This window comes from Agreia sp. (assembly GCF_964263775.1).
Lineage (GTDB): Bacteria > Actinomycetota > Actinomycetes > Actinomycetales > Microbacteriaceae > Agreia.
The window spans coordinates 1-15,378 of the sequence record NZ_CAXVWM010000048.1; the positions used below are offsets into that span (position 1 = coordinate 1).

General features: G+C 67.3%; 5 protein-coding genes and 1 pseudogene. All 6 read left to right on the forward strand.

Translation table 11 applies throughout. The features are described from left to right. On the forward strand, positions 1-1,980 hold a 1,980-nt coding region (locus ACE5CZ_RS04330), incomplete at its 5' end, for a DNA-directed RNA polymerase subunit beta (RefSeq protein WP_374946125.1). A 48-nt stretch (positions 1,981-2,028) separates the two neighbouring features. Next, positions 2,029-5,906: pseudogene (locus ACE5CZ_RS04335) on the forward strand (DNA-directed RNA polymerase subunit beta'). 136 nt (positions 5,907-6,042) lie between these two features. Beyond that, positions 6,043-7,086 (forward strand): FHA domain-containing protein, encoded by a 1,044-nt coding sequence (locus tag ACE5CZ_RS04340; protein WP_374946126.1) that lies wholly within the window; start codon positions 6,043-6,045, stop codon positions 7,084-7,086. Continuing rightward, positions 7,083-7,934 (forward strand): PP2C family protein-serine/threonine phosphatase, encoded by an 852-nt coding sequence (locus ACE5CZ_RS04345; protein ID WP_374946127.1) that lies wholly within the window; start codon positions 7,083-7,085, stop codon positions 7,932-7,934. The genes ACE5CZ_RS04340 and ACE5CZ_RS04345 overlap by 4 nt, the downstream gene beginning before the upstream one ends. A gap of 136 nt (positions 7,935-8,070) precedes the next feature. Continuing rightward, positions 8,071-9,495: a serine/threonine-protein kinase gene (locus ACE5CZ_RS04350; protein WP_374946128.1), complete on the forward strand. Its 1,425-nt coding sequence runs from the start codon at positions 8,071-8,073 to the stop codon at positions 9,493-9,495. Continuing rightward, positions 9,492-15,344, forward strand: a complete 5,853-nt coding sequence (locus tag ACE5CZ_RS04355; protein WP_374946129.1) for an Ig-like domain-containing protein — start codon at positions 9,492-9,494, stop codon at positions 15,342-15,344. Before ACE5CZ_RS04350 ends, ACE5CZ_RS04355 begins: the two co-directional genes overlap by 4 nt. Positions 15,345-15,378 lie beyond the last annotated feature (34 nt).

Below are 15,378 nucleotides of genomic sequence, written 5' to 3' on the forward strand. Positions count from 1 at the left end.
TACCGTCGCGTGGTCGACGGCGTGGTCACGGCGACCATCGACTACCTGACCGCGAGCGAAGAAGACGAGTACATCGTCGCCCAGGCGAACGCGCCGCTCACCGGCGACGCGCGTTTCGCAGAGGCGCGCGTCCTCGCCCGCCGCAAGGGCGGAGAGGTCGACCTGTTCCCGGCCGAGGACATCGGCTACATGGATGTCTCTCCGCGCCAGATGGTGTCGGTCGCGACCAGTCTCATCCCGTTCCTCGAGCACGACGATGCGAACCGCGCCCTCATGGGTGCGAACATGCAGCGCCAGGCCGTTCCGCTGCTGCGCAGCGAGAGCCCGCTCGTGGGTACCGGCATGGAGGGCTACGCGGCCATCGACGCCGGAGACGTGGTCACCACGCTCAATGCCGGTGTCGTCTCCGAGGTCTCGGCAGACGTCGTCACGATCCAGCTCGACGAGGGCGGAACCGAGGACTACTACCTGCGCAAGTTCGACCGCTCCAACCAGGGCACGAGCTACAACCACCGCGTGATCGTCGCCGAGGGCGAGCGGGTCGAGGTCGGCCAGGTCCTGGCCGATGGTCCCGCCACCGAGAACGGCGAGCTCGCGCTCGGCAAAAACCTGCTCGTGGCGTTCATGCCGTGGGAGGGCTACAACTTCGAAGACGCGATGATCTTGAGCCAGAACCTGGTGAAAGACGACGTGCTCTCCTCTATCCACATCGAGGAGTACGAGGTCGACGCGCGCGACACGAAGCTGGGTAAAGAGGAGATCACGCGTGACCTCCCCAACGTCTCGCCTGAACTGCTCGCAGACCTCGACGAGCGCGGCATCATCCGCATCGGTGCCGAGGTCCGCCCCGGCGACATCCTCGTCGGCAAGGTCACGCCGAAGGGCGAGACCGAGCTCAGCGCCGAGGAGCGCCTGTTGCGCGCCATCTTCAACGAGAAAAGCCGCGAGGTTCGCGACACGTCGCTGAAGGTTCCCCACGGCGAGCAGGGCACGATCATCGCCGTCAAGGAGTTCTCGGCCGAGAACGACGACGAGCTGGGTTCGGGCGTCAACCAGCGTGTCGTCGTCTACATCGCACAGAAGCGCAAGATCACCGAGGGTGACAAGCTCGCCGGTCGTCACGGCAACAAGGGCGTCATCTCCAAGATCCTTCCGGTCGAAGACATGCCGTTCCTCGAAGACGGAACCCCGGTCGACATCGTGCTCAACCCGCTGGGAATCCCCGGTCGAATGAACTTCGGCCAGGTTCTCGAGACCCACCTCGGGTGGATCGCCAAGCAGGGCTGGGAGGTCGAAGGCAAGCCCAAGTGGGCTGCCGGGCTGCCCGACCAGGCCCGCAAGGCCGCGCCGAACACCAAGGTCGCGACCCCCGTCTTCGACGGTGCGTTCGAAGAGGAGATCGCCGGTCTGCTCGACTCGACGACCCCGACCCGTGATGGCGACCGTCTCATCGGTTCCTCCGGAAAGGCCCGTCTCTTCGACGGCCGCTCCGGTGAGCCGTACCCCGAGCCCATCTCGGTCGGTTACATGTACATCCTGAAGCTGCACCACCTCGTCGACGACAAGATCCACGCGCGTTCGACGGGTCCGTACTCCATGATCACGCAGCAGCCGCTGGGTGGTAAGGCGCAGTTCGGTGGTCAGCGTTTCGGTGAGATGGAGGTCTGGGCTCTCGAGGCCTATGGAGCCGCATACGCGCTGCAAGAACTCCTGACCATCAAGTCCGACGACATCCTCGGCCGCGTCAAGGTCTACGAGGCGATCGTCAAGGGAGAGAACATCCAGGAGCCCGGGATTCCCGAGAGCTTCAAGGTGCTCATTAAGGAGATGCAGTCGCTGTGCCTGAACGTCGAGGTTCTCTCGGCCGACGGAACGGCAGTGAGCCTGCGCGACACCGATGACGAGGTCTTCCGTGCCGCTGAAGAGCTCGGCATCAACATCTCCACCCGGTTCGAGTCGTCGTCGATCGACGACATCTAGACCGGCTTAGTTACTTAGCTGACGCACCCTTCAGGAGAAGAGAAAACATTGCTGGACGTTACAACATTCGACGAACTGCGCATCGGTCTCGCCACGGCAGACGATATCCGCAAGTGGTCACACGGTGAGGTAAAGAAGCCGGAGACGATCAACTACCGCACGCTGAAGCCCGAGAAGGACGGCCTCTTCGGAGAGCAGATCTTCGGGCCGAGCCGTGACTGGGAGTGTTCCTGCGGCAAGTACAAGCGGGTGCGATTCAAAGGAATCGTCTGCGAGCGCTGCGGCGTCGAGGTCACCAAGTCCTCCGTTCGTCGTGAGCGCATGGGCCACATCGAGCTCGCCGCGCCCGTCACCCACATCTGGTACTTCAAGGGCGTTCCGTCGCGCTTGGGCTACCTGCTCGACATGGCGCCGAAAGACCTCGAGAAGGTCATCTACTTCGCGGCGTACATGATCATCTCCGTCGACGAGGATGCGCGCCACGAAGACATGCCCGGCCTTGAGAACGAGCTCCGCCTCGAGATCAAGACCCTGTCCGACCAGCGCGACTCCACGATCGCGAACCGCCTCCAGCGGCTCGAGACCGACCTCGCCGCCCTCGAGGCCGAGGGAGCCAAGAGCGACCAGAAGCGTCGCACGAAGGACTCCGCCGAGAAGGAGATGGGACAGACCCGCAAGGCCTACGACGAGCAGATCGGCCAGCTCGAGCGCGTGTGGGAGGACTTCCGCAGCCTCAAGGTCGGCGAGTTCAAGCCCGAAGACGCCGTCTTCCACGAGCTTCAAGACCGCTACGGCCAGTACTTCAGCGCCTACATGGGTGCCGAGGCCATCAAGAAGCGCCTCGAGGCCTTCGACCTGGTGACCGAGGGTGAGAACCTTCACCTGCAGATCGCCGAGGGCAAGGGCCAGAAGAAGATCCGTGCCATCAAGCGCCTGCGCGTGGTGTCCTCCTTCCTCGCCACCGGCAACTCGCCGGCTGCCATGGTGCTCGACGTCGTTCCGGTCATTCCGCCGGAGCTGCGCCCAATGGTGCAGCTCGATGGTGGCCGCTTCGCAACGAGCGACCTGAACGACCTCTACCGTCGGTCATCAACCGCAACAACCGTCTGCGGCGCCTGCTCGATCTCGGTGCTCCCGAGATCATCGTCAACAACGAGAAGCGCATGCTGCAAGAGGCCGTCGACGCCCTGTTCGACAACGGTCGTCGTGGACGCCCCGTCACCGGTACCGGCAACCGCGCCCTCAAGTCCCTGAGCGACATGCTCAAGGGAAAGCAGGGTCGCTTCCGCCAGAACCTGCTCGGAAAGCGCGTCGACTACTCCGGTCGTTCGGTCATCATCGTCGGTCCCCAGCTCAAGCTGCACCAGTGCGGTCTGCCCAAGCAGATGGCACTCGAGCTGTTCAAGCCGTTCGTGATCAAGCGTCTGATCGACCTGAGCCACGCTCAGAACATCAAGGCCGCGAAGCGCATGGTCGAGCGCAGCCGTCCGCAGGTGTGGGACGTGCTCGAGGAGATCATCCGCGAGCGCCCCGTTCTGCTGAACCGCGCACCGACGCTTCACCGACTGGGCATCCAGGCTTTCGAGCCCCAGCTCGTCGAGGGCAAGGCCATCCAGCTGCACCCGCTCGTCTGCGCGGCGTTCAACGCCGACTTCGACGGTGACCAGATGGCCGTGCACCTGCCGCTGTCGGTCGAGGCCCAGGCCGAGGCGCGCATCCTGATGCTCGCGTCGAACAACATCCTGAAGCCGTCCGACGGCCGCCCGGTGACCCTGCCCACCCAGGACATGATCATCGGTCTGCACCACCTCACCACGGTCAAAGAAGGGTCCACCGGCGAAGGCCGCGCGTTCTCCTTGGTCGCCGAGGCGATCCTGGCGCACGACCAGAAGTCGCTCGACCTCAACGCACCCGTGAAGATCCGTCTGCACGACGTGCACTTCGGCGAGAACGAGGGCCCTGCCGACTACGTCGACGGCCCCGTCATCGTCGAGACCACGCTGGGTCGCGCGCTTTTCAACGAGGCGCTTCCGGCCGACTACCCGTACATCCAGGCCGTGGCCGACAAGGGCCAGCTCTCGGAGATCGTCAACGACCTCGCCGAGCGCTACCCCAAGGTCGAGGTCGCCGCATCGCTCGACCGCATCAAGGACGCCGGGTTCTACTGGGCCAGCCGTTCGGGTGTCACCGTGGCGCTCTCCGACATCCTGACTCCGCCGAACAAGCGCGAGATCGTTCAGGGCTACGAGAAGCAGGCCGCCAAGGTGCAGGGCCAGTTCGAGAAGGGTCTCACGACCGACCTCGAGCGTCGCCAGGAGCTCATCCAGATCTGGACCAAGGCAACCGAAGAGGTCGCACAGGCCATGCGCGACAACTTCCCGAAAGACAACACCATCAACCGCATGGTGACCTCCGGTGCTCGTGGTAACTGGCTGCAGGTGCGCAACATCGCCGGTATGCGGGGCCTCGTGAACAACCCGAAGGGTGAGATCATCCCTCGCCCGATCATCTCGAGCTACCGCGAAGGACTCTCGGTCGCCGAGTACTTCATCGCGACGCACGGTGCCCGCAAGGGTCTGGCCGACACGGCCCTCCGTACGGCCGACTCGGGGTACCTCACGCGTCGTCTCGTCGACGTGTCGCAAGACGTCATCATCCGTGAAGACGACTGCGGCACCACCAAGGGTCTCGATCTTCCGATCGCGATCGAGGGCGCCGACGGAACCTGGACCAAGGACCCGAACGTCGAGAACTCGGTGTTCGCCCGGTCACTCGCCGCCGACGCGGTCGACGCCCAGGGCACTGTCGTGGCCGAGGCCGGCGACGACGTCGGAGACGTTCTGATCGACAAGCTGGTTGCGGCCGGAGTCAACATCATCAAGGTGCGCTCCGTTCTCACGTGCGAGTCGGCCGTCGGTGTGTGTGCTGCCTGCTACGGCCGCTCGCTCGCCACGGGCCTGCTCGTCGACATCGGCGAGGCAGTCGGCATCATCGCGGCCCAGTCGATCGGTGAGCCCGGAACCCAGCTGACGATGCGTACCTTCCACACCGGTGGTTCCGCATCCGCAGATGACATCACGCAGGGTCTGCCCCGTGTGCAGGAGCTGTTCGAGGCTCGTACCCCCAAGGGTGCGTCCCCGATCGCCGAAGCCGCAGGCCGCGTGCACATCGAAGACACCGATCGCAGCCGCAAGGTCATCCTGACGCCCGACAACGGCGACGAGCCGATCGCCTACCCGGTGCTGAAGCGTTCCACGCTTCTCATCGAAGACGGCCAGCACGTCGAGCTCGGACACCAGATCATCATCGGCGCGGTCGACCCGAAAGAGGTTCTGCGCGTCAAGGGTGTGCGCGAGGTGCAGAAGCACCTCGTCGGCGGTGTCCAGGGCGTCTACCGCTCGCAGGGTGTCCCCATCCACGACAAGCACATCGAGGTCATCGTTCGTCAGATGCTCCGCAAGGTGACTGTCGTCGAGCACGGTGACACCGACCTGCTGCCGGGCGAGCTCGTCGACCGGGCGCGCTACAACACGCTCAACCGCGAGGCGCTCACCCAGGGCAAGAAGACGGCATCCGCACGTCAAGAGGTCATGGGTATCACCAAGGCGTCGCTGGCGACCGAGTCGTGGCTGAGCGCCGCGTCCTTCCAGGAGACCACGCGTGTTCTCACGCAGGCCGCCATGGAGGGCAAGAGCGATCCGCTGATGGGTCTGAAAGAGAACGTCATCATCGGAAAGCTCATCCCCGCCGGAACGGGACTGCCGCGGTACCGCGACGTCGCCGTCGAGGCGACCGATGAGGCGAAGGCGGAGCGTTACCCGAACCGCATCTTCACCGATGACGCGTCGTTCTCCGAGGCCGACCTGTCGTTCGTCGACTTCGACAGCTTCTCGAGCGACGACTACACCCCGGGAACCTACAACTAGTAGGCACAGGCCACGACAGAAGAGCCCCTCGCCGTTCGCGGTGAGGGGCTCTTCCCGTCTTCGCGGGCGTGCAGCATGAAGGCGGGAGCCGCAGCCGACACGGGCCCGACCGTAATAGGCTGTGGCACGGCAGGCGATGACGACCGTCGACGGCGGCGGAGTGGGAGTTCACGTGGGTACTCGAGTGACGCGCGTCGAGTGGCATGCACCGGTATCGCTCCACGTATATGCCGACGTCACCGATCCGCAGGCGAGCCAACTCCGGCGGTCGTCCGACGGCGCCGTTCAGCTGATGGTCGGCGCCGAGGTAACGGTGCACGTCTGGCTGCAGGATGCCGCGGGGCCGGTTTGGGTGCGCGTCGGCGAGATTGTCGGCGGGGTCACCTCGATCGAACTCGAGGCTGCACCGAGCGACGACGACGATACCGTTGCGCACGCCGATGGCATCGTCGGCGCAGGCGACGTGCAACCCCGCGCGCTGACCCGCGCGGGGAACGACATCGACGACACCATTCTCGGCCAGCCGGCGTTCGCGCTGTCGGGCGACCAACCCCGCGACGAACCCGACGACGAACCGATAGACGACACCATTCTGGGGCAGGCGCCGGCGACCCGCGTCGACGTCGACGATCCGGATGCGTCGGCCGACACCATCATCGGCGCCGGCAGAAACCGTCCCCCACTGCCCGCCATCCCGAGCGTGCCGGCGAGTGCGCACGTCAATGCCGGGCTCTCTCCCATGCGCTCCCGGCGCACGCGCGTCGAGCCTGCCGAGGCATCCGGTGAGTCCGTCGGCACTATCGCGGTGTCCTTTCCCGACGGGCGCATCGTGGCACTCGACCGACCCGTCTACGTCGGCCGATCCCCGAAAAGCCCGCGCATCACATCCGGTGTCGCGCCCGAACTCGTCGCTGTGGCCTCCCCGAGGCGGGAGGTCAGTTCGACCCACCTCGAGCTTCAGCAGGAGGGTCGCGCCGTCGTGGTGCGCGACCTCGGATCGACGAACGGAACCAGGGTGAGCGTGCCCGGCGCGGCGCAGTCGCTGCTCAGCCCCGGCGCCTCCCGGGTCGTCGCCGCGGGAACACTGCTCGATCTGGGCGATGACATCGTTCTCGAGATTGTCGCTCCGATCGGCATCGCGCGAACGGGCTCAGGGAACACGACCGGTTCGGCGTGGTGAGCGCCCCAGCCTCGGCCGTCGGCGTGGTCACCGTCGCGCTGCCCGGAGCCGATGGCCACCTCGGGTTGTCGTGGGCCGCCCAGACGAACACAGGCCTGAAGCGCGCCGAGAACCAGGACAGCTTTCTGGCCGTCGCACCCGTCTTCGCTGTCGCCGACGGCATGGGAGGGCACGCGGCCGGCGACGAGGCAAGCGCCGCAGTCGTCGCGCGGTTGGCCGAGCGGCTCGAGGGAGCCTTCGCGTCGACCGACGAGATCACCGCGGCACTCAGGCGGGCCAGCGCCGACATCGGCGAGATCGTCGGCGTTTACGACAGAGCAGGAGCACGACCGGGGGCCGGAACGACCGTCGCCGGAATCGCCCTGACCCTGCAGGCGCAGATGCCCTATTGGGCCGTCTTCAACATCGGCGACTCCCGCGTCTACTCGCTCGTCGACGGCGTGCTCACCCAGTTGACGGTCGACCACTCCGCTGTGCAGGCCATGGTCGACTCCGGACGCATCACGGCGCTCGAGGCCGAGTCGCACCCGAACCGCAACATCATCACGCGAGCGGTGGGTTTCGGCAGGAACCCGGTGCCCGATCTGTGGTTCATTCCGGTGACGCAGGGTGCCCGGCTGCTCATCTGCTCCGACGGATTGACCAAGGAGGTCGACTTCGGCCTCATCCGTCTGCTTCTGACCGAGGCGACCGACGCCGATGACGCCGCCGGGCTGCTGCTCGAGGCGGCCCTCGCCGCCGGGGGTCGCGACAACGTGACCACCGTGGTCGTCGAGGTCATTCGAGCCGACGATGAGGCCGAGCTCGATACCACACTGCCTCGCTACGACGGACGCGTGTCACCCTGATTGGGGGCACCCCCGACAGGGTCGAGGGGTGGACGTGTGCCGTGACGGCCTATGTACAGTGGAGGGACGACTTTTCGGGGGGATAGCAGGGGCGTGTTCGCTCCACCCCGCACCCGTCCCGAACAGAGGAACGCCCATGGCTCGCAGGCTGCCGTCACAGCCTCCTGTCCTCGCGGGCTACACCCATCTGCGCGCGTTGGGCAAGGGCGGCTTCGCCGACGTGTTCCTCTACGAACAGGCGCTGCCCCGAGCCGACGTCGCCGTCAAGGTTCTGCTGCCGGGGGTGGCGAGCACCAGCGTGCGCGCCATGTTCCTCTCTGAAACGAACCTCATGTCGCAGCTGGCGACGCATCCGTCTGTGGTCACCGTGCACGCCGCGAGCATCGCACCCGACGGTCGACCGTACCTGGTCATGGAGTACTGCCCCTCGTCGTTCGGCACGAGGTACAAGACCGAGCGCATTCCCGTGGCCGAGGTGTTGACCGCCGGGGTCAAGATCGGCAGCGCGCTCGAGAGCGCTCATCGGCTCGGATTTCTGCATCGCGACATCAAGCCGTCGAACATCCTGCTCACGCAGTACAACCATCCCGTTCTCGCCGACTTCGGAATCGCGGCCACCGTCGCGGAGGCCGACCGTGACGAGGCCGAAGGCATGAGCGTGCCCTGGTCGGCGCCCGAGGTGCTGCAGTCCGAGACGCGGGGGTCCGTGCAAAGCGAGGTCTGGTCGCTGGCCGCCACGCTGTATTCGATGCTCGCCGGTCGCAGCCCGTTCGAGTATCCCGGCACGAGCAACACCCGCGACGACCTGCAGCGCCGCATCGTGGGTCGAGACCGGGTGCCGGTCACGGGCCGGCCGGATGTTCCGGCCGAGCTCGAGAGGCTCCTCGCGTCGTGCATGTCGAAGAACACCTCCGCGCGCCCGGCGAGCGTGCTCGAGGTCGTGCGCGGGCTGCAGCTCATCGAGTCGGCGCTGTCCCTTCCGCAGACCTCTGCCGACATCTCGAACGAGGCGTTTGCCCGCCCGCCGCAGCGAGCGGCTCCCGCTGCTCTCACGCAGGCCGCCCAGGGCGGCGTATCCGTACGCGCCACCGGCGGGGGGCGAGTACGTCACCGTGGGCGGCAGACAGACGCGATCCGTGAATCGACCGATTCGAGTGTCACCGTGATCAGGCAGGCCACGACGGCCAGGGCACAGCCGCTTCGCCGGCCCGGCGTCACCGCGGCCGTCATCGGCAGCGCGGTGGTTCTCGTCGCCGCGATCGCCGCCGCCGCAGTGCTGGTGCTGGGCGCGCTCAACACCTCGATTCCGGTCGTCAGTGACATCCGAGCCGCTGAAGGGGCCGACGCCGTCGTGTTCTCGTGGCGCGACCCGGGGCTCCGAGACGGCGATCTCTACGTGATCCGCTCCTCGAACGGATCGAGCTCGACCCAGTCGTCGAGCGAATTCACCGTGCAGGCCGACGCCGTCGTCGCCGAGTGCATCACCGTGCGCGTCTCGAGGGATGGACGACTCGGCGACCGCTCGGTCGAGAAGTGCGCCTCGACCGGGGGCGGCGGATGATCTTTCGTTGGCTCCGCGCCCACGCGTCGCAGGCGATCACGACGGTGAGCGTTCTGCTCGTCGTCGTCGTCGTACTCACCGTCGCCCTGCTGTCGCCGGGGTACACCGAGCAGAAACTCGAACTCGACGACGCGTCGGTCTGGGTCACGAACGGATCGCGGCACGTTCTCGGACGCGCGAACACCGACGTACTCGAGCTCAACACGGTGGTCGAGAGCGAGGGCAACGACATCGATGTGCTGCAGCGGGGTGCGACCGTGCTCGCGCATGATCACACGAGCAATACCCTGCAGGTGATCGACCCCGCCTCCTCCGTCGTCACCTCGACGATCCCCCTTCCGTCGGGCGACCCCGACGTGATGCTCGCCGACGGCCGGGTCGTCATCCACTCGAGCGATACGGGCGAGGTGTGGGTCGTACGCCAGGCCGAGCTCGACGCGTTCGACTCCTCGGAGCAACCGCTACTCTCCCTCGATGCCGGCAGCGTCGTGACCGTCGCCGACGACGGCGCACTGGTGGGCTTCGACCGGCAGTTCCTGCGACTCGTCACGGCCGACCTCGCGTCGGGCGCCAAGCCTCAGTCCACCTCAGTCGCAGACCTCGATATCGAGGATGCCGACGAGGTGCAGGTCGCGCTCACCGGCGGCGTCGCATCCGTACTCGATGTCGAGAGCCGCGAACTCGTGGTCGGCGGGCGGCAGATCGACCTCTCCGACCGCATCGGCTCGTCGGCCGAGCTGCGGCTCGCCGCCTCGAGCACGACCGGCACCACCCTGCTGCTGGCTCACACCGGCGGGCTGCTCGGCATCGACACGGCCTCGGGGGCCATCGAGCAGCTCGTCGACGGCGCCCGAGGGCAGCCGGCGCAACCGCTCGCGCACGACGGATGCGCCTACGCCGCCTGGGCGGACGGCTCGACCTGGCAGCGCTGCGGGTCGTCGGATGCGGTGCGCGCCCAGCTCGCCGGCGTGTCGGCCGACGACGAACTGGCCTTCCGCAGCAACGGGCGCTACGTCGTTCTGAACGAGCGCAGCGGCGGTCGGGTGTGGGCCGTGCAGCACGAGAACCGGCTCATCGACAACTGGAACCAGCTGATCGACGACGACGATGACGAGCAGCAGAAAGACATCGTCGACGACGCCACCCCGCCCGAGCTCGTCGCAGACCAGCAACCGCCCATCGCCTCTGTCGACGACCTCGGCGCCCGGCCCGGCGTGTCGAGCATTCTGCCCGTGCTGCTGAACGACTACGACCCGAACGGCGATGTGCTCTCGATCACGGCCGTTGCCGAGGTCGATCCGGCCATCGCCCGGGTCGACCTGGTGAGCGCCGGGCAACAGCTCCAGGTCACGGTGACGCCGCAGGCATCCGGAACATTCTCGTTCGACTACACCATCTCTGACGGCCGTGGCGGCATCGCCTCGAGCGTGGTCAGCGTGACCGTGCGTACGCCGGGTGAGAATTCGGCGCCCGTGCAGGCGAGGGTGACCCAGGCGACCATGGCCGTCGGGGGAACCTTCACGACGAACGTGCTCGGCGACTGGTACGACCCCGATGGCGACCCGCTGTACCTCGCAGAGGCGCAGACGGCCGAGCCCGATCGCGTGTCGTTCTCGCCGGCGGGCGAACTCGACTTTCGCGACCGAGGTACAGCCCCGGCGAGCAAGGACATCGGACTTCAGGTCTCCGACTTCACCCTCTCGGGCTCCGGCCAGGTGCGGGTCGCCGTGTCGGAACCGGGCTCCGTCGCCATCATCCCCGACGGCTTCCTCGTGCAGGGATACACCGGCCAGGAGCTTCGGCTCGCTCCGCTCGATCACGTACGGGGCGGCACGGGGGCCATCCGCCTCATGAACGTGGCCGACTACCCCGAGACGACCATCACGCCCGACTACACCACGGGCACGTTCCGCTTCCAGGCGCAGGCGCCCGGAATCCACTACCTGTCGTACTCGGTCACCGACGCCGCGCAGCAGACGGCGACCGGTCTCATCCGGGTCGATATCTCGGTCGCGCCGGATGCCTCGACCAAGCCGATCACCGTGCCGACCGTGGCATTCCTGTACCAGCAGCAGACAGACCTGGTCGATGTGCTCGCCACCGACATCGACCCGGCCGGGGGAGTGCTGAGCATCTCGAGCGTCAGCGGCGTTCCGACGGGCGCCGGTGTCGTCGTCGAGATCATCGAGCACCGCATCCTGCGTGTGCGGCTCAACAACCCCCTCGATGCGCCCGCGCGATTCGGCTACACGGCGACGAACGGGTTCTCGAGCGCCGAGGGGGTCGTCACGGTCTATCAGGTGCCCGAGCCCAGCAGGCTGCAGGCACCGGTCGCCGCAGCCGACAGCATCTCGGTGCGCGTGGGCGAGGTCGTCGACATTCCCGTGCTGGCCAACGACGGGCATCCGAACCGCAAGCCGCTCGTGCTCGACCCCGCCCTGGTGCAGAACGTGCCCTCGGGCGCGGGCCTGCTGTTCGTCTCCGGCAGTCGCCTGCGCTACCTGGCGCCCGAATTACCGGGCGACTACACGGCGATCTACCGTGTGGCAACCACGGCAGACGTGCAGTTCGACACCGCCCAGGTGAGCATCGCCGTGCGAGAGGCCGATGCTCAGACCAACGCCCCACCGGTGCCGCCGACGCTGTCCGCCCGGGTGCTCGCGGGCGAATCCGTCACGATCCCGGTTCCATTGGGCGACATGGATGCCGACGGCGACTCGGTGAGGCTGGTCGGTGCCGCGTCGAATCCCGCGCAGGGCAACGTGACCGTCGCGGGCGACGTCGTCACGTACACGGCCGGTGCGGCGTCGCAGGGCACCGACTCTTTCTCTTATGAGGTGGTAGACGGCCTCGGGGCGCGGGCGACCGGCGTGGTGCGAGTGGGCATCAGTCCGAGCTTCGACACCGCAAGCCTGCCCGTCGCGGTCGACGACGCCGTCGTCACGACGCCGGGCAACAGCATCACCGTGCGGGTTCTCGGGAACGACTCCGATCCGAACGCGAAAGCACTCGACGTCGTCGGCGTGGAGTCGGCCGATGCGGTCGCCGAGGTGCCGAAGTCCGGCGACCGCATCACGTTCCGCGCGCCCGACGAAGAGGGCGACTACGCGGTGCTCTACACGATCCAGAACGAGGCCGGCCAGCAGGCATCCGCCTGGCTTCGAGTGCGCGTCGATGCGGCTGCGCCGCCGGTGCGCCCCGAAGCCGATGACACGGTGCTGAGCCTGACCGACATCCGGGGTAGAGACGAGGTGGCGGTCGATGTCATGCGGGGCGTCTTCTACGCCGAGGGCGATGTCGATGCGCTCGCGGTGACGCTCGTCGCGGGCTACGACACCACCGCGCAGATTCTGCCGAACGACCGGGTGCGTGTCGCCGTGCAGCAGAAGAGCCAGATCATTCCCTTCGTGGTCGCCAGGGCAGACGATCCCAGCGTGAACGCCATGGCGTTCATCCGGGTTCCCGGCCTCGAAGACGCGTTGCCCGAACTGCGCACGACGGCCAAGCCGCTGCAGGTGTCGAGCGGCGGCACCCTGCCGATCGACATCAACGACTATGTGGTCGCGGCCGGCGACAGGCGCGTGCGGCTGACAGACGAGGCCACGGTCAAGGCCAGCAATGCCGATGGAACGAACCTCGTCGTCGACGCCCAGAACCTCAGCTTCACGAGCCGCGACGGCTACTGGGGGCCAGCCTCACTGTCGTTCGAAGTGACAGACGGGTCGAGCTCCGACGACCCGAACGGCCGGCGGGCGGTGATCGTTCTGGCGATCACGGTCACGCCCCGAGACAATCAGCCCCCCGTCTTCTCGGGCGCCCAGCTCGCACTCCAGCCCGGAGACGAACGTGTGCTCGAGCTGCACGAGCTCACCAAGTACCCCTACCCCGCCGACGTCGGCCAGCTCGTCTACGCGATCAACTCGCAGCCCGGATCGGGGTTCTCGGCGTCTCTCTCGGGAACCCGGCTCACGGTCGCCGCGGCGGCGGATGCCCGGGTCGGCGGCACGTCGGAGTTCTCGGTGGGGGTGCGCGACACGGCGAACGAGGGCAAGGCGGGCGTGGTCAGACTCTCGGTCGTCACGTCGAACCGGCCTCTCGTGAGTCCCGGCGCCGACAGCCTGACGATCCGGCGCGGCGAGTCCGCCACCATCCCGGTGCTCGCGAACGACTCGGCGACCAACCCGTTCCCCGACGTGAACCTCACTGTCATCGGCGTGCAGGGTGCGGTGCCGACCGGCGTGCAGGTCACCCCGAGCGCCGACAAGAGCACGCTGTCGGTCTCCGTCTCGCCCCAGCTCGACCTCAAGGCGGCCGGACAGGTGACGATGCAGTACCAGGTGGCCGACGCCACGAGAGATCCGGCGCGCTTCACGTGGGGCACGGTCACCATCACGGTCGTCGACGCGCCAGACCAGCCGGCGCCGCCGGTTCTCACCGGCGCCGGTTTCGTGAACGGCCAACTGAGCGTCTCGGCGGTTCCCCTTCCCTACCCGAACGGGGCCCCCATCACCTCGTTTCTCATCCGCAGCGACGACAACGGCGGCTACTCCGCAGATTGCGGCGCCTCGGCGACGTGCCTGCTCAGCGACCTGCAGGCGGGCAAGAACTACACGTTCTACTCGATTGCGGTGAACCAGTATGGTCAGTCGGCGCCCAGCGCACTCAGCGCCCCGATGCGCAGCGACTACATTCCCGCGCCACCCCAGCAGGTCACTATCGCCCGCGAGCCCGCCGACGCGGCGCAGTCGAACGAGGGCTACCTGGTCGTCTCGTGGAAACCGATTGCAGATCCGACGCCCGGCAGCCCGGTGCAGCGCGTGCAGGTGCAGATCGGCGGAACGACGATCACCCCCGACCGATCGGCGACCTCGGTGCGCTTCCGGGGATCACCCGGAACCGAGTACACGGCCGAGGTGTGGGCCGAGAACGGCGCCGACACCCTCTACCCCGGGCAGATCCCGTGGAACCGGTCCACGTCGGGCGCGGTCACCGCGTCTGGTCGCCCCACGGCGACCGCGGTCACGGCGACGATCGTCGACAATGCCGGATCCGTTCGGGTCGACTGGTCGGCGTTCGGCGCGAACGGCGGATCGGCCGTGAGGTACTCAGTTGTGCGCTACGGGGCCGACTCCTCCGTGCCGAGTTGCGCCCAGGCATCCGGCACGCCCGGCGTCTCGCCCGGTGTCGTCCTCCCGAGCGCCGACGGCGACGTGGGATCCCGCTTCGTCTACGTGGTCTACGCCGACAACGGCTGGGGCTGCTCGTCGGCGCAGACCGGCGGCGTGCGCGTGCTGGTTCCCCCGGATCCGCCGACCGTGACCGTGAAGTACCAGGAGCCTGCCGACGGTCGCTACGGGGTGGCGGTCGAGTCTGCGGAGCCGGTGCTCCTGAAGAACACAGACGAGTCCGAGTACACAATCCAGGTATCGGGCGGCGGCGCGGTCACGAAGAATTCACCGCTCTCCGGGCCGGGGCCGTGGACGTTCACGTCGTGCATCACGAGCGACGGCACGACGCGCTGCAGCGAGGCCGCTGCGCCCTCCACCCCGCTGGTTCCCGTGAACGCGAACGCGTCGGTCGTCTCGTGCGTCGCCGGCCAGCCGGTGTCGGCCACCCTCGACAGCCCCGGCTCGGTCTCATGGACGTTCGAGTACTCGTTCAGGTCGTCCCTCGCCGGCATTCCCGGCGCGTGGTCGAGGTGGTCCGACGACCCCACAGCGCCAGCACTCGAGACGCTTGCAGACGGCCAGGAGGTCGTCGTGCGCACCATCGGCGATGGGGGAGACTTTACGAGCGGTATCGACCAGAACACGCTGCGGCAGCGAGGCAGTGCCAAGCTGTGCGGCTGATGGCGCCGGCAACGATGACACCAGGAGTGCGACC